Below are 23795 nucleotides of genomic sequence, written 5' to 3' on the forward strand. Positions count from 1 at the left end.
AGTATGGCCGGACAGCGTGAAAATGGAAAAAGTTATATGTGCATATAAACAGGGCTGCCCGGATGGACAGTCCTCATTTACGCCGTTAGTGAATATCTTTTTTCTTAAATCTGCCGCCGCGCACTTCCGATATGTTTCCAACCGCAATAAAGGCGCTTTCGTCAAATTCTTCTACAATTGATTTCAATTTTGCTTCTTCAAGGCGGGTGATGACGCAGAAAATAACTTTTTTATTGTCTCCTGTATAAGCGCCTTCCCCGTTCAGATAGGTTACTCCGCGTCCGAGGCGGGCCATAATGGCTTCGCCGATGTCATACATCTGGTCGCTGATGATCCATACCGATTTGGATTCATCCAGCCCCTGTACAACCACATCGATTACTTTTGTGGCGATAAAATAGGTAATGACCGAATACATGGCATATTTCCAGCTGAACACAAAGCCGGCACAGGTAAAAATGAAGAGATTGAGGCCGAGTATAATTTCACCGACAGAGAAAGGAAGCTTTTTGTTTAATAGAATGGCAAGCGCTTCTGTTCCGTCAAGGCAGCCTCCCCAGCGGATTACAAGGCCGACGCCGATGCCAAGGATAATGCCGCCGAAAACCGTACACAGCAGCAAATCATCCGTAAACACTTTTACGGGGGTCAACAGGACGGTTGTCACCGACATGACGGAGATGCCGTAAAGGGTGGTCAAGGCAAAAGTTTTTCCGATTTGCTTGTACCCGATATAAAAGAATGGGAGGTTTAAGATGAAAATAATAGGGCCCAGTTTCCAGCCGGCAAGGTGGGAGAGGATAATCGAGATGCCGGTGATGCCGCCGTCTAGAATCTGGTTCGGGACAAGGAAAAGTTGGAGGGCAACCCCCATAATCATCGCGCCGAGGCTGACAAAGATAAAGCGCTGGCCAAGTATCACCCACTTGTTTTTCTTCTGTCTGAATGATGCATATGTTTTTGCAGTTTCTTTCATATTTAGCCCCTTTCTAAATATTTTTGTGAAATAATGTACACTTTACGCATAATGAGCCGTTCCTTTAAGGGCGGCTTCTGCCAAAGCCAAGGATTTTTCCTTGAACCGGAGAACGAAAAAACATTTACAATGAAGGACGCTCCCGATATAAACAGATGAGAAAAAGCGGGTTTTTATAACAGAGGAGAAAAACCGGTACAAACATCTATAATTTAATTATATTATAAGAAAGTTAAAAAGTGAATGGATATGCATTTCCATGTTGTTCAAATTTTTTCCGGCCGTGTTGAAACATGGGGCATGGCGCGAATTGCCCGTATTGGCCGCGAAAATGTTTATAAAAAAGCCCGGCTTGGCCGGGCTTTTTTAAACATCCAATCTATTCTTTTTCCAAGGCGGCTTTTAAAGCATCTGCCAGGCTGTTGCCGAAACTTTCCTCTTTCTTTGTGTATTTTTGCAGCAATTTCTTTTCTTCATGTTTTGACAAAGTTTTTTTCTTTTCGTCCGCTTTTTGGACAATATTGCAGTGGCGGCATTGGAAATACACGCCGGATTTGCCGTGATGAATCTCCATCTTTTTATGGCAGGTCGGGCAGCGTCGGTTGGAAAGTTTCGGGCTTTTCCGCTTTGTAAACCGGCATTCCCGGTTTGAACAGACAAGCTTTTTCCCGTCTTTGCCGTTTACTTCTTTCATAAGGGAACCGCATTCCGGGCATTTCGTTCCCGTTAAATTGTGGGCGCGGTATTTTTTGTCACTCGTCCGGATTTCACGGACGAGGCGTACGGTTTCCCGGCGGATGGTTTCCAAAAACTGCTTCGGGTTGCCTTTTCCGCGGGCAATCGCTTCAAGCTGTTCTTCCCATTTTGCGGTCAGTTCCGGCGATTTCAACTCGTCATTTACAAGGTCGATCAGCTGCTTGCCTTTCGGTGTCGGCACAAGGCGGCCGGACTCACGGCTGATCGTTTCGGAGGAGACGAGCCGTTCAATGATATCGGCGCGTGTTGCCGGCGTCCCGAGCCCGTATTTTTCCATCCTGGAAAGAATATCCGCTTCGGAATACCGTTTCGGCGCTTCGGTTAGATGCTGGCTGAGCCGGATTTGTTCCAGCTTAAATGTTTTTCCTTCTTTGATCGAAAGCAGCGCCGTATTTTCCCGTTCCTGTTCATGGTGCAAAACAGCGGTAAACCCGGCATTTTTCACGGCCATTGTCCGCCCGGCCAGGGTTTTTCCGCCTGCTTGAAGCTTAAATTGGACGGTTTCATATTCATAAACCGGGTAGAACAGCGCAAGGAACCGTTTTACGATCAGATCATAGATTTTCCGTTCATCGGCAGATAAATCCGGCAAGGCCGGGCGTTCATCCGTTGGAATAATCGCATGGTGGTCCGTCACCTTTGCATCATTGATGACACGTTTGGCCAGTATGTTGCCTTTCCGGGAAAGGACCGGCTGAACTTCTTCTTTGTACGCATCTTTCACCGCAAGCAGCCGGTCGTACATCGTGTTTTCCATATCTTTCGTCAAATATTTCGAATCGGTGCGCGGATAGGTAACGAGTTTATGCTGTTCATATAAGTTTTGCAGCACGTTCAATGTTTTCTTTGCTGTAAAACCGAATCGGTGGTTGGCGTCGCGCTGCAGTTCCGTCAAGTCGTAAGGGAGCGGCTGCTGCTCTTGCTTCTGTTTGCGGATCACTTGTGTTACAACGGCAGTCTGCCCGGATAAAGCCGCGTGTATGGCATTTGCTTTTTGCTCATCAAATATCCGTTTCTCGCCGTTATGGGCATATGACACTTCGAGTTTTCCGGCGAGCGCTTCAATGGTCCAGTATTTTTTCGGCACAAAAGACTGGATTTCCCGTTCGCGCTCGAGCACCATCGCCAATGTCGGCGTCTGCACGCGCCCGGCGGAGAGCGGGTCGTTGTATTTCACGGTTAAAGCGCGGGACACGTTCAACCCGATCAGCCAGTCTGCTTCGCTGCGGCAGACGGCGGAGCGGTACAGATTGTCATACTGCTTTGCCGGTTTTAATTGCTTGAACCCGTCTTTAATCGCTTTGTCGGTCTGGGAAGATATCCATAACCGTTTTACCGGTTTTTTCCAGCGCATTTTTTCCAGAATCCAGCGTGCGACAAGTTCGCCTTCGCGCCCGGCATCGGTTGCGATAATGCAGTCTTTGATGTCGCTTCTTTTGCCAAGCTGTTCGATTGCTTTGTATTGCGGATATGTCTGCCGGATTGCTTTGGTTTCCATTTTATCCGGAAGAATCGGAAGGTCTTCCATGCGCCATTCTTTATATTTTGAATGATAGTCTTCCGGCATTTTCAGTTCGATCAAATGGCCGAGCGCCCATGTCACGATATAGCGCGGCCCCTCGATATAACGTTTTTTATTTTCCGTGCAGCCGAGAACGCGCGCAAGTTCGCGCCCGACGCTCGGCTTTTCGGCGAGTACAAGCGATTTCATTGCATAACACCTTTCTTTTATTCCTGTCTGAACAAGTATAACGCATCAAACAGGATTGATAAATCATTTCGTTTCTTCTGTTTTCACAGTAGAAATTTTGAAATGCAAACGGGCTTTTGGTAAAATGGTGGTTTGTAAGAGACAGTGTAACCTGAAAGCCTGCATTATATCTTGCAAATATAATTGGATAGGTGGTTATCGATAATGGAACAAACAAAGCCGTACAGAGTCTTATTGTATTACAAGTATGTTGAAATTGAAAATCCGGAAGCCTTTGCAGCTGAACATTTGCAGTTTTGCAAAGAGACCGGTTTAAAGGGGCGTATCCTCGTTGCCAAAGAAGGGATCAACGGCACTGTTTCCGGAACGGTTGAACAAACAACCAAATATAAAGAAAAGATGCACGCAGATCCCCGGTTCCGGGACATGGTCTTCAAAGAAGATGAAGCAGACGGCCATGCGTTTAAAAAAATGCACGTCCGCCCGCGCAAGGAGCTTGTTACGCTGCGGCTTGAAAAAGACATCAATCCGAATGAAAAAACGGGGAAATATTTGTCTCCGAAAGAATTTCGCGAGGCGCTGCTGGCTGAAGATACCGTCGTACTGGATGCGCGCAATGACTATGAGTATGATCTCGGGCATTTCCGCGGGGCATTGCGCCCGGATATCCGCACTTTCCGCGAACTGCCGGAATGGGTGCGCGAACATAAGGATCAATTAAAAGGCAAAAAAATTGTGACGTATTGCACCGGCGGCATCCGTTGTGAAAAATTTTCGGGCTGGCTGCTGGAAGAAGGGTTTGAAGATGTCAGCCAACTGCACGGCGGGATTGTGACATACGGAAAGGATCCGGAAGTGCAGGGAGAGCTGTGGGACGGCAAACTGTATGTATTTGACGAACGGATTTCCGTTCCGGTCAACCGAAAGGAACATGTCGTTGTCGGCCGGGATTATTTTACGGGGGAACCGTGCGAACGTTATGTCAACTGCGCCAACCCAGCCTGCAACAAGCAATTTTTATGCTCGGAAGAAAATGAACATAAATATATGCGGAGCTGCTCGCATGAATGCCGCACCGTGCCAAATAATTTATATGTAAAAGAACACGGCCTTACACCGGAAAAAGTAGCTGAACGGCTGCGCCGGATCGAAGAAGAAGACGCGGCGTTAAACCGGTAACCGGCGCGGCTTTTAACCTTACGATTCGGAAAGCGGATGGTGAAAAAGGGGATGGAAACCGTGCCCGCCCGGAAACGGCCGGAGCGATTCCTTGCTTCAAAAGCGGTATTTTCTTGAAAGAAACAAGGTGCCTGAGGGCGGCATGTGAAAAAAAGAGAAAAAAACCGGGATCCACTGCAACCATCCGAAGCCCGGGGGCAGGGTTAAAACGCGGCGTGTTCCGGAACAGAGAAAGGATTTGGTGCAAGCGGGCCAAATCCTTTTTATCTGCCTGCTTTTTTGCGTAAAATGGGATAAAATAGACCTCTGTGCCGCTTCATACGCGGCACCGGAAAAGGATGAAAATTTTCAGGATAGAAAGAAAGGCGGGATTTGGATGTGCGGGAGGTACACTTTGACGGCATCTGTAAATGAGCTGGAAGAAAGGTTCCATGCCAAAGCTTCTTTTCCGGGCAGTGAATATGCCAAAAGTTATAATGTCGCGCCTTCGCAAATGGTGGCTGCCGTGATCAGCGCCCGCGGGCAGTACAGACTGGGTTTTTTAAAATGGGGCTTGATTCCTTCCTGGGCAAAAGATCCGAAAATCGGGCATAAGATGATCAATGCCAGAAGTGAAACTGTATTTCAGAAACCGGGTTTCCGGGAGGCAGTGAAAAGGCGGCGCTGCCTCATTCCGGCCGATTCTTTTTTTGAGTGGAACCGAAAAGACGGCACCCGGGCGCCGATGCGGATTACGCTTAAGAACGGGGGCATTTTTGCAATGGCCGGGCTTTGGGAGAAATGGACGGATCAGGAAGGGAATCCGGTCTTTACTTGCACCATTTTAACGACAAAGGCGAACAGGATGATGGCAAAAATTCACGACCGGATGCCGGTGATTTTACGCAAGGAAGATGAAGAAAAATGGCTGGACAGCACGGTCACTGAACCGGGCCGGCTGTTGCCGCTCCTCGCGCAGTATGATTCGGATGCGATGGAGATGTATGCCGTATCCGAACGCGTCAATTCGCCAAAAAACAATTTTCCAGAGCTGTTATTGCCAAAAAATTAAATTTTTTGTTGAAATGCTGTGGCAAAAAGTTTATCATAAAGGTGACAAATTCATGAACGTAACCACAGGGGGAGCGTTAAGCTGAGAGTGAACGCCATGTTCTGACCCTTTGAACCTGTCCGGTTAATGCCGGCGTAGGGATGTGGAATTTCTTTTGTCCTCCCATGGTTCGTTATGTTCATGCATACCAAAAGGGGGATTTTTTTATGGGCAAATTAAGTTTACAGGCCATGATTGAAGCGGCTGTCTTTGCGGCATTTGCGCTTTTGCTGGACTTGCTGCCGTCCATTGAGGTGACGCACGTGATTTCCCTGTCGTTTGCCATGCTGCCGGTTTTTGTGGTCGCTTTTCGCTGGGGATTTAAAGCAAGTGTTGCTTCGGGATTTATTTGGAGCTTGCTGCAGATCGTCACCGGTGATGCAAATGATATTCTCAACCCGATTCAGGGCATCATGGAATATCCGGTCGCTTTTTCATTCATCGGGTTTGCCGGGCTTTTTCGGCCGCTTATCGAAAGAAGCTGCCGTCATGCCAAAAGGGGCACGATGACTTTTTGGATATGCCTTTCTGTTCTTGCCGGCAGTTTCGCCCGCTATTTCTGGCATTTCTTGGCCGGCGTGTTTTTCTGGGGTTCCTATGCGCCTAAAGGGCAGTCGGCGTTTCTCTATTCTTTCATCACGAACGGCGTCACGATGATTGGCAATGGCATTTTATGCGCAGCTGTTGCGGCGATCCTCTTTAATGCCGCCCCGCAGCTGCTGACAAAATACCGCAATCAGCACAGGCATGCGGCGTAAAAGCAACTTGAAAACGGCAAGGCAACTGCGCCTTGCCGTTTTCACTTCAGGCAGGAGGCTTTATGGAAACAGGCGCCTTGTAAAGCCGGAGTTCGGTTTCACCGCTTTTTCAGTTGATCATGGCCGGCAGAACGGGTAATGGCCGTAAGAAACGGGAAAGGATAAAAAGAAGGAATAATGAAAGAAAGGGGATTTTATGGATAAAGACATTCATCACCCGTTTGGCCGGATCATCCCGATGACTTCGATTGAAAGCGGAACAGGCAGGGAATTGCTGCCGGATATCTATTGCTTTACCATCCAAATTGTAAATGTGTGTCTGATCGGCAGGGCCGGAACCGGTACATTTGTCCTCGTGGATGCCGGCATGCCGGGTTCCGCCGGCGCGATATTTTCAGCCGTGCGGGAACGCTTCGGGGAAAAGTCAAAACCAAAAGCGGTTTTACTGACGCATGGCCATTTTGACCACGTGGGTGCGATTGCGCCATTATTGGAAAAATGGGACGTGCCGGTTTTTGCACATCCATTGGAGCTGCCCTATTTAACCGGGCGTGAAACGTATCCGGATCCCGATCCGACTGTTGAAGGCGGCCTGCTGGCGAAGATTTCCATGATATATCCGAATGAACCAGTTGATCTTGGCAAGGCTGTCCAACCCCTTCCCGAAGACGGGACGGTCCCGTTTCTGCCGGGCTGGAAATGGATCCATACGCCCGGCCATTCGAACGGGCATGTATCGTTCTTCAGGGAAGCAGACAACGTGTTGATCGCGGGGGACGCATTTATCACCGTCAGACAGGATGAATTTTGGAAAGTGCTGGTGCAAAAGCAGGAAGTAAACGGGCCGCCGCGCTATTTTACAAACGACTGGAAGGCGGCAAAACGCTCAGTTGAAAAATTGGCTGCCTTAAAGCCGGAAACTGCTCTTTGCGGCCACGGGATCCCGATGTCCGGCGCCGGCTTGCGGGAAGGGCTTGAGGCCCTTGTCTCCGGATTTGATGAAATCGCGCTCCCGGATCACGGGAAGTACGTGGATGGCGCACAATAGGCGGTTTCTTCATTGCTTCCTTCCCCGCAAAGGTTTACAATAATTTGTAAATGGATGGATAAAAAGGAGCGAGAAAATTGGAAGTCAAAGATTTTATGATCCGCGATGTCATTACGGTAAAAAAAGAGACGACGATCCGGGAACTGTTAAAGGTGCTTGCCCACCACCGGATCGGCGGCGTACCGGTCGTGGATGCGGAAGGAAAGCTGCTCGGCATGGTCAGTGACGGGGATGTCATCCGCTTTTTGCAGCCAAAGGGAAGGACCGTTTATGATTTTTATATTACGATCGTGGTAAATGAGCAGGAAGACTTTAATGAAAAACTGGCGCACAGCCTGGACTTTCCGGTGGAAAAGATTATGAAACGGCGGGAATTGTATACGGTAAGGCCCGAAGACGATTTTGAAAACGCGCTGCGGATTCTGGCCAAACACCATTTTAAAAAACTTCCGGTCGTCAATCAGGCAGATCGTGTTGTCGGTGTCATCTCAAGAGGCGATATCATGCGCCAGATTACGGATAGATTGCTCAACAGCTAAATCAAAATGGTTAGATCGGCCTCCCCGGGGATGACTATACATATCAGTCTTTCGGGGAGGTCAAATCATGAACGGAACTTCAATGCCGCAATCTCCTGAACCGTTGTGGCGCAAAACGGCCACGATGCCGCAATTTCCGCCGTTAACGCAGGATATAGAAGCCGATGTGGCTGTTGCGGGCGCCGGAATGGCCGGAATTGAAACCGCTTATTTGCTGGCAAACGAAGGCTATAAAACGATCCTGTTTGATGCCGGATCTATTGCAAATGGCACAAGCGGGCATACGACGGCAAAAATCACCGCACAGCACGGGCTCATTTATGATGAATTGATCCAGCATATAGGAAAAGAAAAAGCATCCCTTTATTACAAAGCAAACGAAACAGCTGCATCGTTCATTCAACAAACGATCCTGAAGCACGGGATCTGCTGTGATTTTTCGCGGCAGGATGCCTTTCTCTATACCAATTCCGATGCATATATTGAAAAACTGGAAAAAGAAATGCAGGCGTATGAAACCCTCGGCATCCCGGGAGAATGGATCGGTTCGCTGCCGGACGGGATTCCCGGGAAAAAAGCGGTGAAAATGGCCGGGCAGGCACAGTTCCATCCGCTTTCGTACTGAAAAGCACTGATTGAATATTTAATGGACAAAAAATGTCCCGATTTTTGAACAAACCACTGCGAAAGATATCGATTTTGGCAGCCCATTAAAAATCAAAACGGAAAAAGGGCATACCATGACGTGCAAATACATTTGCATCTGTACACACCTGCGAATACCGACGTTGCCAGGCAGCTCGTCAAAGGAAAACTTGACATGCGGGATCAATCTTTAGATGCGTTAAAAAATGACGAAGGGGCCGTTGTCCGTATTAACGGAAAGCGGGCAGGCGCCTACAAAGACTAGGACGGGAACCTCTATCTGGTCGATACGACATGTACCCATATGGGCTGTGAAGTGAAATGGAACTCGGGAGACCGCACATGGGACTGCCCGTGCCACGGTTCGCGGTTTGCTTGTACAGGCGAAGTGGTAGAAGGGCCGGCGAAAGAACCGCTGAAAAAAATCGATCAACAGGACTAAAGTGCTGCAAACACCGCCGCAATTCGACGGTGTTTTTCTGCTTCTATGCGCGAATTCGTGACTTTATGCCTATGTTACAAATTTTTCACGGGATTACAAAGAAGCGTTTTTGTGTAACCAAATCAACATTTTGCCGTTATCCGCCTGTTAAATCCGTGTGTTAGGATTTACGGTGTTGGCACAAAAGCCGGCAAAAAGAGGAGGTTACAATTTATGAAAAAAGCAGTATCAGCACTTGCAGCTGCGGTGACAATCACAAGCGTAATGGCTGTCAATGCACAAGCCGCAGCGCCGGATACTTATACCGTAAAACCGGGGGATACACTTTGGGGGATCTCTCAAAAATACAATACATCCGTTAAAACATTAAAACAAAATAACCAACTTTCCACCGAAATGATTTATCCTTCACAAAAGTTAACCATTTCCCCGAAAAACGTTTATGTCGTTAAAGCCGGTGACACGCTGTCGGATATCTCGAAAAAATACGGCGTGCCGGTTGAACAAATAAAAGAATGGAACGATCTGTCATCGGATGTCATTTTCCCGCATGATCAAATCGTGATTCGTTCCAATCCGAACAGCAAAGTGACAGTAAAAGAACGTGCAGCGGAAGTTTCCGTCCAGCCGCAAACAAACACGGAAAATGCAAAAGTGGACGTGAAAAAGCCGACCGTGCACGTGGAATCTTCCAAAGAGGCGGCTCCAAAACCGCAGGGAAAAACGATGACCGTCACCGCGACCGCTTATACAGCCAATGATCCAGGCTGCTCCGGCGTTACAGCGACAGGCATCAATGTTAAAAATAATCCGAATGCAAAAGTGATTGCCGTCGATCCGAATGTAATTCCGCTCGGTTCAAAAGTATATGTCGAAGGTTACGGGACCGCTGTTGCAGGCGATACGGGCGGAGCCATCAAAGGAAACCGTATCGATGTCCTCGTCCCGGATTCAGGAAAAGCCGCCAACTGGGGGCGCCGTACGATCCAAATCACCGTACTGGATTAGATGGGGATCCGTTACTTGCACCCGGTACGGCAAAACAGAAAACATTCAGGAAGTGACGTGAACGATGGGGGAAGTACCGCATTTTGAAACACCGCCCGGCCGCGTAAATCCAGAGGAAAAGGATTTACCCGGCCGGGCGTTTATTTTTTCTTGGCAGCGTGTGAAAAACATTGTAAAGTAGAGCTAGAAAAAGAAAGGAGTGATCCGTTTGTCTTTTCCATTGATCATCGCCGAAAAGCCTGACCAGGGGCGCACCCTTTGCTCGGTTTTTCCGCATGTGAAACGGGAGGGGTATATTGAAATCCGGCCGAATGAGATCTTCCCGGAAGGCGCTTTCTGCACGTGGGCGATCGGCCATTTAACCCAGCTCGTCCCGCCGGAACATTACAATCCCGCCTGGAAGCAGTGGAAACTGGAAACGCTGCCGATTCTCCCGAAAAAATTCAAATATGAAGTGACAAAGCCGAAATACAAGCAATTTCAAATCGTCAAAAAACTGGTGAAAGACGCACGCGTGACCAATATTATCCATGCAGGCGATGCCGGCCGCGAAGGAGAACTGATCATCCGCAACATCCTTCATTTGTGCGGCGCCAAAAAACCGCTACGGCGCTTGTGGATCTCGTCTTTAACCCCTCAGTCGATCCGGGAAGGGTTCCGCCATTTATTACATGATGAAGACACCCGCCCATTATATGACGAAGCATATGCCCGCGCCTGTGCAGACTGGCTGGTCGGCATGAATGCCTCCCGTGTCTACAGCCTGCTTTTAAGGCAAAAAGGCATGCGTGATGTCTTTTCCGTCGGCCGCGTCCAGACGCCTACGCTCGCTTTAATTGTAAAAAGGGAGCTGGAAATTGAACATTTCAAACCCGAACCGTTTTGGGAAGTCACCGCAATGTTTCAATTTGATGACAAACAATACGAAGGCAAATGGGTGAAAGATGGCGAATCGCGTTTGAATGACCCGGCCATGGCAGCGCGGATTGCCGCATTTTGCCGGCAAAAACCGGCAGAAGTTGCAGCATTGAAAAAAGAAAAAAAGGAATTCCAGCCCCCGCTGTTGTTTAACTTATCATCTTTGCAGGCAGCCGCGAACCGGGCTTTTCAATTTCCGCCGAAGAAAACGCTTGATCTTGTCCAATCCCTCTACCAAAAAGGGATCGTTTCCTATCCCCGTTCTGATTCCCAGTATGTGACAAAAGGGGAAGCCGAAACTTTTCCCGGTATTTTGGAAAAATTATCTGCCTTCCCGGAATATGCTCCGTATTTCCCGCTTCCAAAGCGCTCCATCCTTCAAAATAAGCGTTATGTGAATGAGAAAAAGGTTTCCGACCACTACGCGATTATCCCGACCGAACAGGTGGCGGCGCCAGGCAGTCTTCCGGACGGCGAGAAAAAAATTTATGATATGATCGTCCGTCGCCTCATTGCCGCTCATTACGGCAATGCCGTTTTTCATTACACGACGGTGAAAACGGTCGTGGACAGCCGTGCAGTCTTTCTTTCCAAGGGTACGCAAATGGAAGCGGAAGGCTGGCGCAAAGTCATTTTTTCAAAAGAGAAGGAAAAAGGCGACGTTTTGCCGGATGTAAAGCAGGGGGAAAAAGGGATTGTAAAAGATGCAAACGTAAAAGAAGGCAAAACGCAGCCGCCGAAACGGTATACGGAAGGCCAGCTCATCACGCTGATGAAAACGGCCGGAAAATATATTGAGGACGGGGAACTGGAAAAAGTCATGGCGGAAGTGGAAGGGCTCGGCACGGAAGCAACAAGGGCCGGCGTCATTACCATTTTAAAAGATCGGAAGTATATTGAGGTGAAAAAGAACCAGGTATATGCCACCGATAAGGCGAAAGTGCTCATCCGTGCCATCGGCGGCAAAATTCTGGCCTCTCCGGAAATGACCGCAAAATGGGAAAAACGGCTCCGCGAAATCGGGAAAGGGGCGGCCGAAGCAGCCGCTTTTATGGAACAGACGAAAAAGCTGTCCGAAAAAATTGTGCAAGATGCTGTTCAGGCAGCGGCCGAATGGGATTTTTCTGGCTTAAAAACGGATGGCATCAAAAGGCCGGGATCAAAATATACAATCGGGAAAAAAGCGGGCAAATGCCCGACATGCGGCGGCGACATTGTTGACAAAGGCAATTTTTACGGCTGCAGCGCCTACCGAAAATCGGGCTGCGCCTTTACGCTGTCAAAATCGATCCTTGGCAAAAAAATCAGCCTAGCCAATGCAAGGAAACTGCTGGCCGGCGAAGAAACAAGCATGATCAGGGGATTCCGGAAAAATGGCAAAACCTTCGATGCAAAATTGAAATGGGAGGACGGGAAACTCCGGTTTATTTTTGCAAAGCAACAAACCGGCCGCTGATTATTCAAGGGCCGGTTTGTGCGGAGCCTGTTTTTTCTTCCGGCTCACGAAAACGGCAATGGCAATAATGATCACCATGACGATAAAACTGGCATAAAACCCGGGGCGGATTTCTGTTTCCGCCAGTGTCCCGCTGATCGCAAGCAGCAGGAAAAAGATGCCGGCTGCGGCCGTGATTTTTCCGCCTCCGTTTAGTTTTAAGACGCGGAAAGCCGAAAGGATAATAAACAGCCAGTTCATCAGCAGCAAAATCCCGGCTGCTGTTGTAATGTATTCATAAATTTTCCCCGGCAGCAAAAGGGCCGTAATAATGGAAAGAACGAGGCCGCAAGCCGCAAGCCCGAGCGAAGGAAGCGGGAGGCTTTTCCATTTTTTCATTTTTTTTCCGAACCATTTTGGCGCATCCCCGTCATTCGACAAGGTTACGAGCAAATTGGTGACCCCGAACAGCGCAGCCGTCATCGTCGAAAATCCGGCAATGATAATGGCGCCGTTAAAGACGTGGGGGAAAAAAGCGAGATGATAGTCCGCCATTGCTTTGACAAACGGGCTTTCTTTATCATTAAAAGCCGTGTAGTGTTCCATTGTGACGGCAAGACCGAGCGAGACGATGTACATCATCGTTAAAACGGCCAGCATAATTGATCCGGCTTTCGGGGCATCTTCTTTGTTTTTCAATTGCATCGCCATCAACCCGATCACTTCAATGCCGCCAAACGCATAAAACGCATAAATGAGCGAAGCCCAAAATCCCGCAATGCCATGGGGAAAATAGCCGCGGAGACCATCAGGGAGGCGCCCGCCCGTTCCCTTGCCGCCGTCAATCCAGCCAAAAAGGGCACAAAAGGCAAGCACAATAAACATGATGATGGCGGCCGTTTTGATGACAGCGAGAATGTTTTCCACCTTATCAAAACCTTTTGTGCCAAGCAGGACAACGGCAATGGAAAGGGCTGCGTAAATGGCGGCCAGTATCCATAACGGCACCGTATGAAACCAGAATTTTGTTAAAATAGACAATGCAGTCAGCTGGCTCCCCATAATGAGCACATTCGAACACCAGTAATTCCAGCCGCAACTGAAACCTGCCCAGTTGCCGTAAGCTTTTTTTGCATAATAGCAAAACGAGCCTTCGTGCGGGTCGCGTGCCGTCATTTTCGCAAGCGCGCGGAAAACAATGTATGTACCGGCGGCTGCAATCAGGAATGACAATACGATGGAAGGGCCGGTCGTTTTGATCCCGATACCTGATCCGAGAAAATATCCGGTTCCGATCGTACAGCCGACACCGACAAGCGAAAGCTGCCACCACGCCAGGCTGCCGTTTTTTGTCGCTTTAGATGGTTGCTTCTGGTTACCCATCCCGGTTCCCTCCTTTACCTTACATACTGTTTGATAAAGCAGGCCGGTTTATGTACAAGTCCCGGATGTTTCTTTCTGCTCTGTCTTCTACAGGCCCGAATACAGAGCAAGGCGGGGCGGCCGGAAAGAAGCCGGCAAAGTAGAGAAACGTTTGGTCTAGCAGGCAAGTGGGAATCAAGTGGGAATAAGGAAGGGAAGAGAAAGGGGGAAGACGTTTGTTACATCTGTATAAAAACAAGGAAAACAACTGGAAATGGTATCAGCTGGAAAGTGTAGGCGAGAAAGAAATTGCACGGATTATTGATGAAAACGAGGAATGCAAAACATGGATTGAAAATATAAAAAATGATGATACAAACACTTTAACGATTGATACGGACCAAAATGACCGGCCGTTTGTCGAAGGTTCGCTTATTTTTGACCAGCACACGATCAACCGTGAGGAACATGATATGTTTCACTTTTACATTACCGAACAGACACTGTTGACGGTAGATCTTGATTTTTCCAAGCTGAAAAATACGGAAATCGAAAAAGTGATCGGGCAGATGGCCTATTCCTGCAATGCCATTGAGGCATTTTTTATTATCATCGGCGCGATCGTAAACAATTACCTTGATAAAATAGACGAATTTGAAATCAAATTAAACGAACTGATCTGGGAGATCCAGAAAAGAAACGATATTGACACGCTCGATAAAATATACGAACGCCGCCACGAACTGCTCGTCTGCCGGAATTTGATGGTCCCGGTGAAAGAAATTTTATACGGCATGCAGGAAGGATTTGGCACTGATATTTTGGAATATCCGCAAGTCCAGCAAAGGGTGATGAAAATCGAAAGATGCCTTGCGCTTTTGCAGGATTACCAGCAGGAAATCGATACACTGCTCAAAGTGGAAGAAGTCGTCTCAGGCCACAGGGGAAATTCGATTATGAAAACTTTGACCGTTTTAACGACGCTGTTTACCCCGATTTCCGCCTGGAGCGCCTTATGGGGCATGAACTTTAAAAACATGCCGGAACTCTCCTGGCGCTACGGCTATATTGCAGCGCTCGGCCTGATTGTCGTGAATACCATCCTGCTTTATATTTATTTGTACCGGAAAGGATGGACAGGCGATATTTTAAAAGGGAATAAGAAAAAGTCATTATTTAAATAGCCCTTTTCCGGCTCGGGACCGCCAGCTTTTTTGCGCCCGTTTCATTGATGTGAAAGCCAAATTCCTGTATGTTAAAAACAAAGAAAAGATTTCAAAAGGAGCGGTTCCAATGAAAGTGTACGGCCCGGTTGTAGATGAAGAGACGCGCTGCATCCATTATGCTTCCCCGTTGGATGTCGTAGCCATCCGCTTTAAATGTTGCGGAAAGTATTATCCGTGTTATAAATGCCATGAGGAAGAAGAAGCCCACCCGGCCGAGCGGTGGGAAAAACGGGAATGGGATACAAAAGCGGTTCTTTGCGGCGTCTGCAAGCATGAAATGGCCATCCGGGAATATATGGGGGCAAGCGCTTGCCCCCATTGCGGCGCGCCTTTTAACCCCGGATGCGCCGCCCATTATCCGCTCTATTTCCAAATCGGCCAAGACAAGCCGGCTCGCCAGAAATTTTCACCTTGACCGCTTTTCTGAAATATGGTATCTTAAATGCAATCCAATCCTTTAGCGTATTAGAGTGATAACATAATAAAGAGAAAGTACAGGATGTGAAACCGATGTTTTTACCGGAAGGCAGCCAGGATGAAATGGGCACGATTGTCAAAAACCGCGCAACCGTGTTTGAAATGTTCCGTCACACGGCAAAGGAGCGGAATTATATGGAAATCTCGACACCGCTTGTTGAGTACGCGGATACGTTTACAAATGAAAAGGTCGGCATGAAGCTTCAAAATATGCTGAAATGGTTTGACGGCCGCGGCCAGATTGAAGTTTTGCGCCCGGACTGGACAACATCCATCGCAAGGGCGCTTTCGCAAAAACCGTTCCGGGCGTGTAAATGGGCTTACCAGGGTTCGGTGTTCAGGATGGATACCCCCGGCCTTGAGAGCCGACAGGTCGGGATCGAAATGGTGGGACTGCCGGAACTTTTAGGCGAAGGCGAATGCCTGTTTTTTGCCCATGCCTTTTTTAACAGGCTTGGCGTTACCGGGGTGATGGTGGAGCTCGGCCATGCCGGCATTTTTGAGGAACTGGTCGCACGCCTCAACCTGGAAGAAGGCCAGGTTGACCGGTTAAGAGGGGCCATGCACGATAAACGGAAAGATGAAGTATACGAGATTGCAAGTTTATGCGGCAATGCAGCGATGGCCGCGGAACTGGCGGGGCTTGTGGATGCGTACGGCCCGTTCGAAATGATCCGGACATTCCAGGAAAGATGGAAAACGGACCCGGCACTTTTCAATATGCTTGCCCATATCGAAAAGCTTGGCAAAATTTGCATGGCTGTCGGAATGGAAGACATCATGATTGACCTTGGCCGGGTGAAAAATCTGCCCTATTATACCGGCATTTTGTTCCGGGGATTTTTAAAACAAACCGGCGCTTCCTGCTTTTCCGGCGGGCGGTACGACATGCTGTACGAACAGTTCCACCGCCAAACAACAGCTGTCGGCATTGCTTTTGACGCCGATATTCTGGCAGAGGAACTGGTTCAGGAAGAAAAGCCGGAAAAAATCTGTATCATTGCCGGGGAAGAAACGCTTGCGGAAGCAGAAAAGCTGCGGGCTGCATACGGCGGGAAAATCGTGGATATCCGTTTCGGGCCGCCTGCAGAAGGCGAATTCAGTAAGGTCCTCAAGTTTAAAAACGTGGGCGGCCATTGGGAGGCGGAAGAAATTTGACGATCAGCATTGCCCTTACAAAAGGGAGAGTGGAAAAACAATTTTTGCAATATTTAAAGTCGCGCGGCTTTCATGTTGAACCGCTCGTTGAAAAAGGGAGAAAGCTCCTCGTTGAAACGGATGCATTCACCTGCATTTTCGTAAAAGGCTTTGATGTTGCAACATATGTAGAGTACGGCATTTGCGATCTTGGCATTGTCGGCGAGGACATTTTGGCGGAAACGCATCCCGATGTTTTCGACTTAATGCCGCTTCCATTCGGAAAATGCCGGTTTGCCCTTGCAGGTAAACCGGAGGCTGTCCGCCATCACCGGAAATGCCGGATCGCCACCAAATACCCGAATGTAACAGAGCAATTTTTCCGCGAAAAAGGGGAATCGGTAGACATCGTGAAACTCGAAGGCTCCGTTGAACTCGCGCCGATCGTCGGCCTTGCTGATGCAATTGTCGACATCGTGGAAACGGGTAACACATTGAAAGAAAACGGGCTTGCCGTCATAGAGGAGATCCGGCCGGTCACAGCGCGGCTGATCGCCAACCGGTCGACGTTAAAAATAAAAAAGCAGGCAATCCGGCCGTTTATTGAAAAACTACAGGGAGAAGGGGTCGCAAAATGATACGGGAATACACAAAAAAAGCATTTGCCGAAACGTTTCTGCAATCGAAAAACAAGAGCGGCACGCACGATGAAGACGTGCTCCGCACCGCGAAGGAAGTGCTGGAAGACATCCGCTTAAACGGGGATGCCGCCGTGAAAAAATATGCCGCCCAATTTGACGGGGAAGTGCCGGAACCGTGGGAAGTTTCTCCGGAAGAACGCATACAGGCATGGCGCGAAGTTCCGCAGGATGTGATTTCCGCCTTGCAAAAAGCAGCGGAAAATATCCGCCGTTTCCACGCGAAACAGCTGCAAAACTCCCGGATCATGGAAATGAATGAAAATATCATTTCAGGCCAGCTGTTCCGGCCGGTGGAAAAAGCCGGGATTTATGTGCCGGGCGGGACCGCCTGCTATCCGTCATCCGTCCTTATGAACGCGATCCCCGCTGTCCTTGCCGGCGTAGAAGAAGTGGTCATGGCGACACCGGCCAGAAACGGCACGAAAATTGCCCCTGTTTTATCCGTAGCGGCCGATATTGCCGGTGTCGGCACCATTTACAAACTTGGCGGCATCCAGGCGATCGGGGCGCTTGCATACGGCACGGAAACGATTCCTGCAGTCGATAAAATTGTCGGCCCCGGGAACGCATATGTCGCCGCCGCCAAATCGCTTGTATACGGCACGGCCGGCATCGATATGATCGCAGGCCCGTCGGAAGTCGCCATCATTGCCGATGAAAATGCCAACCCGGCATATATAGCGGCCGATCTGATCGCCCAGGCCGAACACGACGAACGCGCAAGAACGTTTCTCCTCACGACGTCGCAGAAACTGATAAATGAAACAAAAGCGGAACTTGAAAAACAGCTTGTTGTCCTTCCGCGTCGCGGCATCGCGGAAGTGTCCATCAAGATGCAAAGCGCAGCCGTGCTTGTTGCATCGATAGACGAAGCTTTTGCGCTTTCAAACCGGCTTGCCCCGGAACACTTGGAAATCCAGGTGGAAAACCCGCTCTTGCAGCTGTCGAAAGTGAAAAATGCCGGCTCCGTTTTTCTCGGCGAAAACACGCCGGAAGCCATCGGCGATTATTACGGCGGCCCGAACCACGTCCTGCCAACATCGGGAACGGCGCGGTTTTCTTCCGGTTTGTCTGTTGATGATTTTTATAAAAAAATCACCTATTTGTATTATGGTGAAAAAGCTTTACAGCAAGCGGCGCCGGATGTGATGGCGATTGCTGCACAAGAGCGGCTCGAAGGGCATGCGCGGGCGGTCCAAAAACGGGTGAAAGGGTGAGTGCGTTGCGGAAAGCGGCAAAAAGCAGAAAAACAAATGAAACATTGATTGAAATTGCTGTCAATCTGGACGATCCGGCGGAAGTTGAAGTGAGTACGGGCGTCGGATTTTTTGACCACATGCTCGAACTGTTTGCGCGGCACGGGCGCATCGGGCTTGTTGTAAAAGCGAGCGGCGATTTGTACATTGACAGCCACCACACCGTCGAAGACACCGGGATTGTGCTCGGCCAGCTGGTGCGTGAAGCGCTCGGCGATAAAAAAGGCATCACCCGTTACGGCTCCGCCTATGTCCCGATGGATGAAGCGCTCGGCTTTGTCGCCCTCGACATCAGCGGCCGCCCTTTCCTGCATTTTGAAGCGGAATTTGAAAACCCGAAGCTCGGCAATTTTGACACAGAGCTTGTGCGCGAATTTTTCCAGGCGTTTGCATTCCAGGCGGCGGTTACCCTCCATGCCAGGGTACTGTACGGCGCCAACACCCATCACAAAATCGAGTCGCTGTTTAAGGCGTTGGGGCGGGCGTTTCACCAGGCAGTGGAAGTTGACCCGGAAATCAAAGGTGTCAACTCGACAAAGGGGCTGATAGAATGATCGCAATTGTCGACTACGGCATGGGCAATATTGCAAGCGCCTCGAACGCTTTCCGCACGCTTGGGCTTAAGGTTGCCGTAACGGACGACCCGGAAAAACTCGGCGCCGCCACCCACATCATCCTGCCCGGCGTCGGCGCATTTAAAGCAGCAGTGGACGAGATTGAAAAGCGCGGGCTGCGGCCGGTTTTGACGGAGCTTGGGAAGAAAAAGCCGTTTCTCGGCATTTGCCTCGGGATGCAGCTGTTATTTGAAACGGGATTTGAAAATGGCGTTTCCGAAGGGCTCGGCTTGATCCCGGGGACGGTGGAACGGATTCCGGCAAATGAAATTTTACCGCATATCGGCTGGAATACGCTCGATGTGAAACCGGGTTTTCCGGCTTTTGCGCCGTTTCAGCATCAGCATGTGTATTTCGTCCACTCCTACCAGGCGAAAACAAAGGCGTCTTATATTGTGGCTTCAACCGATTACGGGGCGGAAATTCCGGCCATTGTCAAAAACGGGCATGTGTACGGAATGCAGTTTCATCCCGAAAAAAGCGGCAAAACCGGCATGGCACTGTTAAAAACATTTTTGCAGGAAAGCAGTTTGGAGGTACAGGCATGAGAATCATCCCGGCCATCGATTTAATTGGCGGAAAATGTGTAAGGCTTTACCAGGGGGATTTTAACCGAACGACAGAAGTGGCGCCTGACCCGGTGGCACAGCTGGAACGCTTTATTGAAATGGGGGCGGAAATGGTCCATATTGTCGATTTGGACGGCGCAAAGGCCGGCCGGCCCGCACAGTTTGAACTGATTGCCTCTTTGTGCAGGCATGCCGCCGTTCCGGTTGAAGTAGGCGGCGGCATCCGCAATTTGGACACCGTCCGCAAATATGCGGAAATGGGCGTTTCCCGGATTGTGATCGGGACGGCCGCCATCGAAGACCGGGATTTTTTTAAAGCGGCGGTCGCCGCATACCCGGAGAAAATCGTCGCCGGCATTGACGCAAGAAATGGGAAAGTCGCGGCACACGGCTGGCTTGCAGTTACCGAAATGGATTACATCGGTTTTGCAAAAGAAATAGAAAGCTTGGGCGTGCGGCGCATCGTCTTTACCGATATATCGAGGGATGGCACCATGAAAGGCCCGAACCTTGATGCGTTAAAAGTGCTCATTGAAGCGGTCAGCTGTGACATTATTGCTTCCGGCGGCATCACAAGCGAAGAAGACGTGAAAAACCTGGATGCAATCGGCATCAGGGAAGGGATTGTCGGCAAAGCGGTTTATGAAGGCAAAATCCGGCTCAAGGGGGCGGCAGGATGATCGCAAAACGGATTATTCCGTGCCTCGATGTGAAAGACGGGCAGGTCGTAAAAGGGACAAATTTTACCGGGCTCCGCAATGTCGGCGATCCCGTTGAGCTGGCAAAATTTTATTCGGAAAGCGGCGCTGATGAACTGGTTTTTCTTGACATTACCGCAACCCACGAACAGCGCGATACGGTCGTCAATATGGTTGAAAGGACAGCTGAAAATGTGTTTATCCCGTTTACGGTCGGCGGCGGCGTACGGACGATTTTTGACGTGACCCGCCTGTTAAAGGCCGGCGCCGATAAAGTGTCGGTGAACTCGGCTGCGTTCAAAAACCCGGAACTGGTCCGAAAGGCGTCCGTCCGTTTCGGCGCGCAGTGCGTCGTTGTGGCGATTGATGCAAAAAAAGCCGCGGAAGGGAAATGGACTTGTGTCGTGAACGGCGGCCGCATCGATACCGGAATCGATGCGATTGAATGGGCGAAGGAAGCAGAACGGCTCGGCGCCGGGGAAATTTTATTGACGAGCGTTGATACCGACGGGGTAAAAGACGGCTTTGACCTGCCGCTGACAAAAGCGGTTGCCGGCGCCGTAAAAATTCCCGTGATCGCCTCGGGCGGCTGCGGCAAACCGGAGCATTTTGCCGAAGTGTTTAAAGAAACGGGGGCTTCTGCTGCCCTTGCCGCCTCCATTTTTCACGACGGCACGTTTACCATCCGGGAAGTAAAGGACATTTGCAGCAAAGAAGGGGTGAACATCCGTGAAGCTTGATTTTTCGAAAGGGCTGATTCCGGCAATTGTGGTCGATGATGCGACCGGGGATGTGCTCATGCTGGCTTATATGAATGAAGAAGCGTACGAAAAAACACTTGAAACGAAAGAAACCTGGTTTTATTCCCGGTCCCGCGGCAGCCTTTGGCATAAAGGCGAAACGAGCGGAAACACGCAAAAAGTAAAATCGCTCCAGGCGGATTGTGATGCCGACACGCTTTTAATCCGTGTTGATCCGGAGGGCCCTGCCTGCCACACGGGGGAAAGGACATGCTTTTATACAAGGCTCGATGAAAACGGGGAAGCGGCGGAATCGGAGATCCCCTCCAACCGGCGCATCTTTGACGTGCTGGAAGACGAGGTGGAGAGCCGGAAAATAAAGCCGGTTGAAAATTCCTATACCAATTATCTGTTTGAGAAGGGCATCGATAAAATCGCGAAAAAATTTATTGAAGAAGCGGGCGAGGTCGTCATCGCCGCCAAAAACAACAGCAAATCAGAACTCATTTACGAAACGGCGGATTTGTTGTTTCATACCTTTGTCCTGCTGTCCAACCAGAATGTAAAACTATCGGAAGTGGAAGCCGAACTGCGGGCCCGTTCCGCCAAAAAAGGCAACAGCAAAGGCGACCGGAAAAAAATCGAGAAATGGTAATGGAAAGGAGTTTTCTTTCTTGTTCCTCTGGAAAAAGTGACATTTACATGGGATCATTTGCAGTAGCGTAATGATTTGATTGCGCATAAAAAAATCGCCCTTTCTGTAGTGTTGCCTTGGCCACTTACATTTACTGGAAAGGGCAATTTTTTGTGGGAATCATGTAAAAAAGGGCATCCAAAAGGCCATAAAGAATGACTTTTTGGACAGCCCCTTTTCCATCATGTAAATGCCCGGCACAGCGGAATCATTTACAAACCCGGATATAATAATATAGCGTCGTTCCGTCCTTCACTTTCGAGAGCACTTCATGCCCGTGCCGTTTGCACGACGCCGGCACGTTGATAAAAGATTGCGGGCAGTCGGCGATCACTTCCAATATTTCCCCGCCTTCTAATTTTTCGATTGCCTCAAGCGTGTAAAGCTCCGGATACGGGCATGATTCGCCGCGGACATCCAATGTTGCATCCACAGTAAAATTTTCCGCCATTATTTCCGCCTCCTGATTACGCAGACGTTTTCTTTTCGAATAACGTGCGTTTTGCATTTATTTTCTTCGTATACCAATTTTCCCGCCATACGATGAGAAGATAAAGGGCCAGCAGAAAAGTACCCGTACCGAAAAGCGCACCACCCCATCCGAATGATGTTACAAGGTTGACTTCCGGCCATCCTTTGACAAAAACATCGAAAATGCCCCAATGATCCCATCCGTATGCCAGGAGGGTTGCCCCAACGATATTGCCAGCGCCGACTGCAAAAAATTGCACCTGGCCCTCCGTAATGCGGTACATCCACCCTGTTTCACAGCCCCCGGCAATGACAATGCCAATGCCAAACAAGACGCCGCCGAAAAGGGCACCCGGGCTTGCCCAGTGGATAACAGGGGCTTCGCCTTTAAAAATGAAAATGGCGGTGCCTGCCGTCTGGATCGCCATTCCGGCAATGATCGCTTTTCCGAGCGTGCCCCGCCCGGTCAGCCATAAATCCCTGAGCCCGGAAGTAAAGCAAATTTGGCCGCGCTGGATCAGTATCCCAAATGCCGCCCCGAACAGCGCGGCAAGCCCGAGCATCACTTTTCCGGATATGAGATACCAGGCGGCAATCAGCGCGATGAAAAGCAGAACCAAAACAGCAGCATAAAGCTGGTAGTTCCCGTGTTGCGGATCCGGCTGTGTGCTTTTGGCCGCATGCCGGCTGAACGAAATTTTTGGTTTTCCTTTAAAAATAGGCAATACGGCAAGTTTGACGCCAAAATAAGTGCCGATCGCGGTGCCGGCAATAAAGAGCCAGGCGTGGAGAGAAAATTGCGGCAGCCCCGTAAAAAAGGCAGCCAAATTGCAGCCCATCGCAAGGCGCGTTCCGAATCCGGCGATGATGCCGCCAAAGAACCCCCACACCCAGCGCCGTTTCTGGCGGGGAATCTTCCATTTGAAATGCTTGCTGGCAAGGGCACTGAACAAACTGCCAAGCAGCATACCGATGACCAGCCATCCGTCAGTCCGGTCCTGCGGCTCTCCGGTCAGTTTGATCGCTTTAAAATACGCCCAATCAGCTGTATCAACGCCGAACAGCTGCAGCAAATTCCCTCCCCAACGGGTAAATTCGCCTGTAACGGCCCAGAGCGTTCCGGTTAGCCCAAAATAAAAAGCAGCAAATACCCCTGCCAACAGTAAGACAATAAAAGGATTCCAAAACCCGCTGAACCACTTTTCATGGGCTTTTTCCAACCATATACGCATGCCTTCCCAGCCTCCTTCATGAAAAATCATACATTCCCTATTATAGCAGAGATTTCCGCCGGCACATTGATAAAAGCAAAGGCTGTGAGCGGTTTGCTTTTTCAAATCTGAAA

The 23795-nt window shown here is 49.6% G+C and carries 23 protein-coding genes, 1 pseudogene and 1 riboswitch; of the genes and pseudogenes, 19 read left to right on the forward strand and 5 right to left on the reverse strand.

Annotated features, from left to right (window positions below; translation table 11 throughout):
• Nucleotides 1-85: 85 nt before the first annotated feature.
• Nucleotides 86-976, reverse strand: a complete 891-nt coding sequence (locus tag NST20_RS06725; RefSeq protein ID WP_342400300.1) for a YitT family protein — start codon at nucleotides 974-976, stop codon at nucleotides 86-88.
• A 379-nt stretch (nucleotides 977-1355) separates the two neighbouring features.
• Nucleotides 1356-3443 carry a DNA topoisomerase III gene (locus NST20_RS06730; protein WP_342400301.1) on the reverse strand — a complete coding sequence of 696 codons (2088 nt, stop codon included), beginning with the start codon at nucleotides 3441-3443 and terminating at the stop codon, nucleotides 1356-1358.
• A gap of 204 nt (nucleotides 3444-3647) precedes the next feature.
• Here NST20_RS06730 and NST20_RS06735 point away from each other — a divergent pair, with 204 nt between their 5' ends.
• The 9 genes and pseudogenes from NST20_RS06735 (at nucleotide 3648) to NST20_RS06775 (ending at nucleotide 12526) form a co-directional block, all read left to right on the forward strand.
• Entirely contained in the window at nucleotides 3648-4622 is a 975-nt protein-coding gene (locus tag NST20_RS06735) for a rhodanese-related sulfurtransferase (protein ID WP_019721175.1), read from the forward strand.
• 376 nt (nucleotides 4623-4998) lie between these two features.
• Nucleotides 4999-5673, forward strand: a complete 675-nt coding sequence (locus NST20_RS06740) for an SOS response-associated peptidase (RefSeq protein ID WP_029141317.1) — start codon at nucleotides 4999-5001, stop codon at nucleotides 5671-5673.
• Nucleotides 5674-5730: 57 nt separating this feature from the next.
• Nucleotides 5731-5831, forward strand: a riboswitch (TPP riboswitch).
• Between the two features lie 48 nt (nucleotides 5832-5879).
• A complete protein-coding gene (gene thiT, locus NST20_RS06745; protein ID WP_342400302.1) occupies nucleotides 5880-6470 on the forward strand; it encodes an energy-coupled thiamine transporter ThiT in 591 nt (196 codons plus the stop codon).
• A gap of 196 nt (nucleotides 6471-6666) precedes the next feature.
• A complete protein-coding gene (locus NST20_RS06750; RefSeq protein ID WP_342400303.1) occupies nucleotides 6667-7518 on the forward strand; it encodes an MBL fold metallo-hydrolase in 852 nt (283 codons plus the stop codon).
• A gap of 77 nt (nucleotides 7519-7595) precedes the next feature.
• Nucleotides 7596-8057: a CBS domain-containing protein gene (locus tag NST20_RS06755; RefSeq protein WP_342400304.1), complete on the forward strand. Its 462-nt coding sequence runs from the start codon at nucleotides 7596-7598 to the stop codon at nucleotides 8055-8057.
• Nucleotides 8058-8124: 67 nt separating this feature from the next.
• Nucleotides 8125-8682 (forward strand): FAD-binding oxidoreductase, encoded by a 558-nt coding sequence (locus NST20_RS06760; protein ID WP_342400305.1) that lies wholly within the window; start codon nucleotides 8125-8127, stop codon nucleotides 8680-8682.
• 153 nt (nucleotides 8683-8835) lie between these two features.
• Nucleotides 8836-9144, forward strand: a pseudogene (locus NST20_RS06765) ((2Fe-2S)-binding protein); the annotation flags it as partial.
• 213 nt (nucleotides 9145-9357) lie between these two features.
• Nucleotides 9358-10152 (forward strand): 3D domain-containing protein, encoded by a 795-nt coding sequence (locus NST20_RS06770; RefSeq protein ID WP_013859244.1) that lies wholly within the window; start codon nucleotides 9358-9360, stop codon nucleotides 10150-10152.
• Nucleotides 10153-10360: 208 nt separating this feature from the next.
• A complete protein-coding gene (locus NST20_RS06775; protein ID WP_118497846.1) occupies nucleotides 10361-12526 on the forward strand; it encodes a DNA topoisomerase III in 2166 nt (721 codons plus the stop codon).
• Here NST20_RS06775 and NST20_RS06780 read toward each other — a convergent pair whose 3' ends face one another.
• On the reverse strand, nucleotides 12527-13888 hold the full coding sequence (locus NST20_RS06780) for an amino acid permease (protein ID WP_328005099.1): 1362 nt from the start codon (nucleotides 13886-13888) through the stop codon (nucleotides 12527-12529).
• Nucleotides 13889-14103: 215 nt separating this feature from the next.
• Between NST20_RS06780 and NST20_RS06785 the strand changes: the two genes are divergently transcribed.
• The 10 genes from NST20_RS06785 to hisIE all read left to right on the forward strand — a co-directional run bounded on the left by NST20_RS06785 (nucleotide 14104) and on the right by hisIE (nucleotide 21940).
• On the forward strand, nucleotides 14104-15051 hold the full coding sequence (locus NST20_RS06785) for a magnesium transporter CorA family protein (protein ID WP_342400306.1): 948 nt from the start codon (nucleotides 14104-14106) through the stop codon (nucleotides 15049-15051).
• 109 nt (nucleotides 15052-15160) lie between these two features.
• The gene (locus NST20_RS06790; RefSeq protein WP_019721180.1) at nucleotides 15161-15508 is read left to right on the forward strand and encodes a CHY zinc finger protein; all 348 of its coding nucleotides are present in this window, start codon (nucleotides 15161-15163) and stop codon (nucleotides 15506-15508) included.
• A gap of 95 nt (nucleotides 15509-15603) precedes the next feature.
• Nucleotides 15604-16728 (forward strand): ATP phosphoribosyltransferase regulatory subunit, encoded by a 1125-nt coding sequence (locus tag NST20_RS06795; protein WP_017553240.1) that lies wholly within the window; start codon nucleotides 15604-15606, stop codon nucleotides 16726-16728.
• Nucleotides 16725-17345, forward strand: a complete 621-nt coding sequence (hisG, locus tag NST20_RS06800) for an ATP phosphoribosyltransferase (RefSeq protein WP_019721182.1) — start codon at nucleotides 16725-16727, stop codon at nucleotides 17343-17345. The genes NST20_RS06795 and hisG overlap by 4 nt, the downstream gene beginning before the upstream one ends.
• A complete protein-coding gene (gene hisD / locus NST20_RS06805; protein WP_017553238.1) occupies nucleotides 17342-18625 on the forward strand; it encodes a histidinol dehydrogenase in 1284 nt (427 codons plus the stop codon). The genes hisG and hisD overlap by 4 nt, the downstream gene beginning before the upstream one ends.
• A 5-nt stretch (nucleotides 18626-18630) precedes the next feature.
• On the forward strand, nucleotides 18631-19218 hold the full coding sequence (gene hisB, locus NST20_RS06810) for an imidazoleglycerol-phosphate dehydratase HisB (protein WP_026104772.1): 588 nt from the start codon (nucleotides 18631-18633) through the stop codon (nucleotides 19216-19218).
• Nucleotides 19215-19826, forward strand: coding sequence for an imidazole glycerol phosphate synthase subunit HisH (gene hisH / locus NST20_RS06815; protein WP_061575376.1), 612 nt, complete (start codon nucleotides 19215-19217; stop codon nucleotides 19824-19826). Before hisB ends, hisH begins: the two co-directional genes overlap by 4 nt.
• Entirely contained in the window at nucleotides 19823-20527 is a 705-nt protein-coding gene (hisA, locus tag NST20_RS06820) for a 1-(5-phosphoribosyl)-5-[(5-phosphoribosylamino)methylideneamino]imidazole-4-carboxamide isomerase (RefSeq protein WP_342400307.1), read from the forward strand. The genes hisH and hisA overlap by 4 nt, the downstream gene beginning before the upstream one ends.
• Entirely contained in the window at nucleotides 20524-21285 is a 762-nt protein-coding gene (gene hisF, locus NST20_RS06825; protein ID WP_017553235.1) for an imidazole glycerol phosphate synthase subunit HisF, read from the forward strand. The genes hisA and hisF overlap by 4 nt, the downstream gene beginning before the upstream one ends.
• Nucleotides 21275-21940: a bifunctional phosphoribosyl-AMP cyclohydrolase/phosphoribosyl-ATP diphosphatase HisIE gene (gene hisIE, locus NST20_RS06830; RefSeq protein ID WP_017553234.1), complete on the forward strand. Its 666-nt coding sequence runs from the start codon at nucleotides 21275-21277 to the stop codon at nucleotides 21938-21940. The genes hisF and hisIE overlap by 11 nt, the downstream gene beginning before the upstream one ends.
• A 247-nt stretch (nucleotides 21941-22187) precedes the next feature.
• On the opposite strand, the gene yedF is transcribed toward hisIE, so the two are convergent.
• Together yedF and yedE are read right to left on the reverse strand one after the other, a co-directional pair.
• On the reverse strand, nucleotides 22188-22430 hold the full coding sequence (gene yedF, locus NST20_RS06835) for a sulfurtransferase-like selenium metabolism protein YedF (protein WP_017553233.1): 243 nt from the start codon (nucleotides 22428-22430) through the stop codon (nucleotides 22188-22190).
• A gap of 16 nt (nucleotides 22431-22446) precedes the next feature.
• The gene (gene yedE / locus NST20_RS06840) at nucleotides 22447-23682 is read right to left on the reverse strand and encodes a selenium metabolism membrane protein YedE/FdhT (RefSeq protein ID WP_342400308.1); all 1236 of its coding nucleotides are present in this window, start codon (nucleotides 23680-23682) and stop codon (nucleotides 22447-22449) included.
• Nucleotides 23683-23795: the final 113 nt, after the last annotated feature.

Origin of the sequence: Weizmannia sp. FSL W8-0676 (assembly GCF_038593015.1) — a bacterium.
Taxonomy (GTDB): domain Bacteria; phylum Bacillota; class Bacilli; order Bacillales; family Bacillaceae_C; genus Weizmannia; species Weizmannia coagulans.

Coding starts and splice junctions, on each gene's coding strand:
- NST20_RS06725 (WP_342400300.1), bottom strand. CDS start 976: ATGAAAGAAACTGCAAAAACATATGCATCATTCAGACAGAAGAAAAAC.
- NST20_RS06730 (WP_342400301.1), bottom strand. CDS start 3,443: ATGAAATCGCTTGTACTCGCCGAAAAGCCGAGCGTCGGGCGCGAACTT.
- NST20_RS06735 (WP_019721175.1), top strand. CDS start 3,648: ATGGAACAAACAAAGCCGTACAGAGTCTTATTGTATTACAAGTATGTT.
- NST20_RS06740 (WP_029141317.1), top strand. CDS start 4,999: ATGTGCGGGAGGTACACTTTGACGGCATCTGTAAATGAGCTGGAAGAA.
- thiT (WP_342400302.1), top strand. CDS start 5,880: ATGGGCAAATTAAGTTTACAGGCCATGATTGAAGCGGCTGTCTTTGCG.
- NST20_RS06750 (WP_342400303.1), top strand. CDS start 6,667: ATGGATAAAGACATTCATCACCCGTTTGGCCGGATCATCCCGATGACT.
- NST20_RS06760 (WP_342400305.1), top strand. CDS start 8,125: ATGAACGGAACTTCAATGCCGCAATCTCCTGAACCGTTGTGGCGCAAA.
- NST20_RS06770 (WP_013859244.1), top strand. CDS start 9,358: ATGAAAAAAGCAGTATCAGCACTTGCAGCTGCGGTGACAATCACAAGC.
- NST20_RS06780 (WP_328005099.1), bottom strand. CDS start 13,888: ATGGGTAACCAGAAGCAACCATCTAAAGCGACAAAAAACGGCAGCCTG.
- NST20_RS06790 (WP_019721180.1), top strand. CDS start 15,161: ATGAAAGTGTACGGCCCGGTTGTAGATGAAGAGACGCGCTGCATCCAT.
- NST20_RS06795 (WP_017553240.1), top strand. CDS start 15,604: ATGTTTTTACCGGAAGGCAGCCAGGATGAAATGGGCACGATTGTCAAA.
- hisD (WP_017553238.1), top strand. CDS start 17,342: ATGATACGGGAATACACAAAAAAAGCATTTGCCGAAACGTTTCTGCAA.
- hisH (WP_061575376.1), top strand. CDS start 19,215: ATGATCGCAATTGTCGACTACGGCATGGGCAATATTGCAAGCGCCTCG.
- hisA (WP_342400307.1), top strand. CDS start 19,823: ATGAGAATCATCCCGGCCATCGATTTAATTGGCGGAAAATGTGTAAGG.
- hisF (WP_017553235.1), top strand. CDS start 20,524: ATGATCGCAAAACGGATTATTCCGTGCCTCGATGTGAAAGACGGGCAG.
- yedF (WP_017553233.1), bottom strand. CDS start 22,430: ATGGCGGAAAATTTTACTGTGGATGCAACATTGGATGTCCGCGGCGAA.
- yedE (WP_342400308.1), bottom strand. CDS start 23,682: ATGCGTATATGGTTGGAAAAAGCCCATGAAAAGTGGTTCAGCGGGTTT.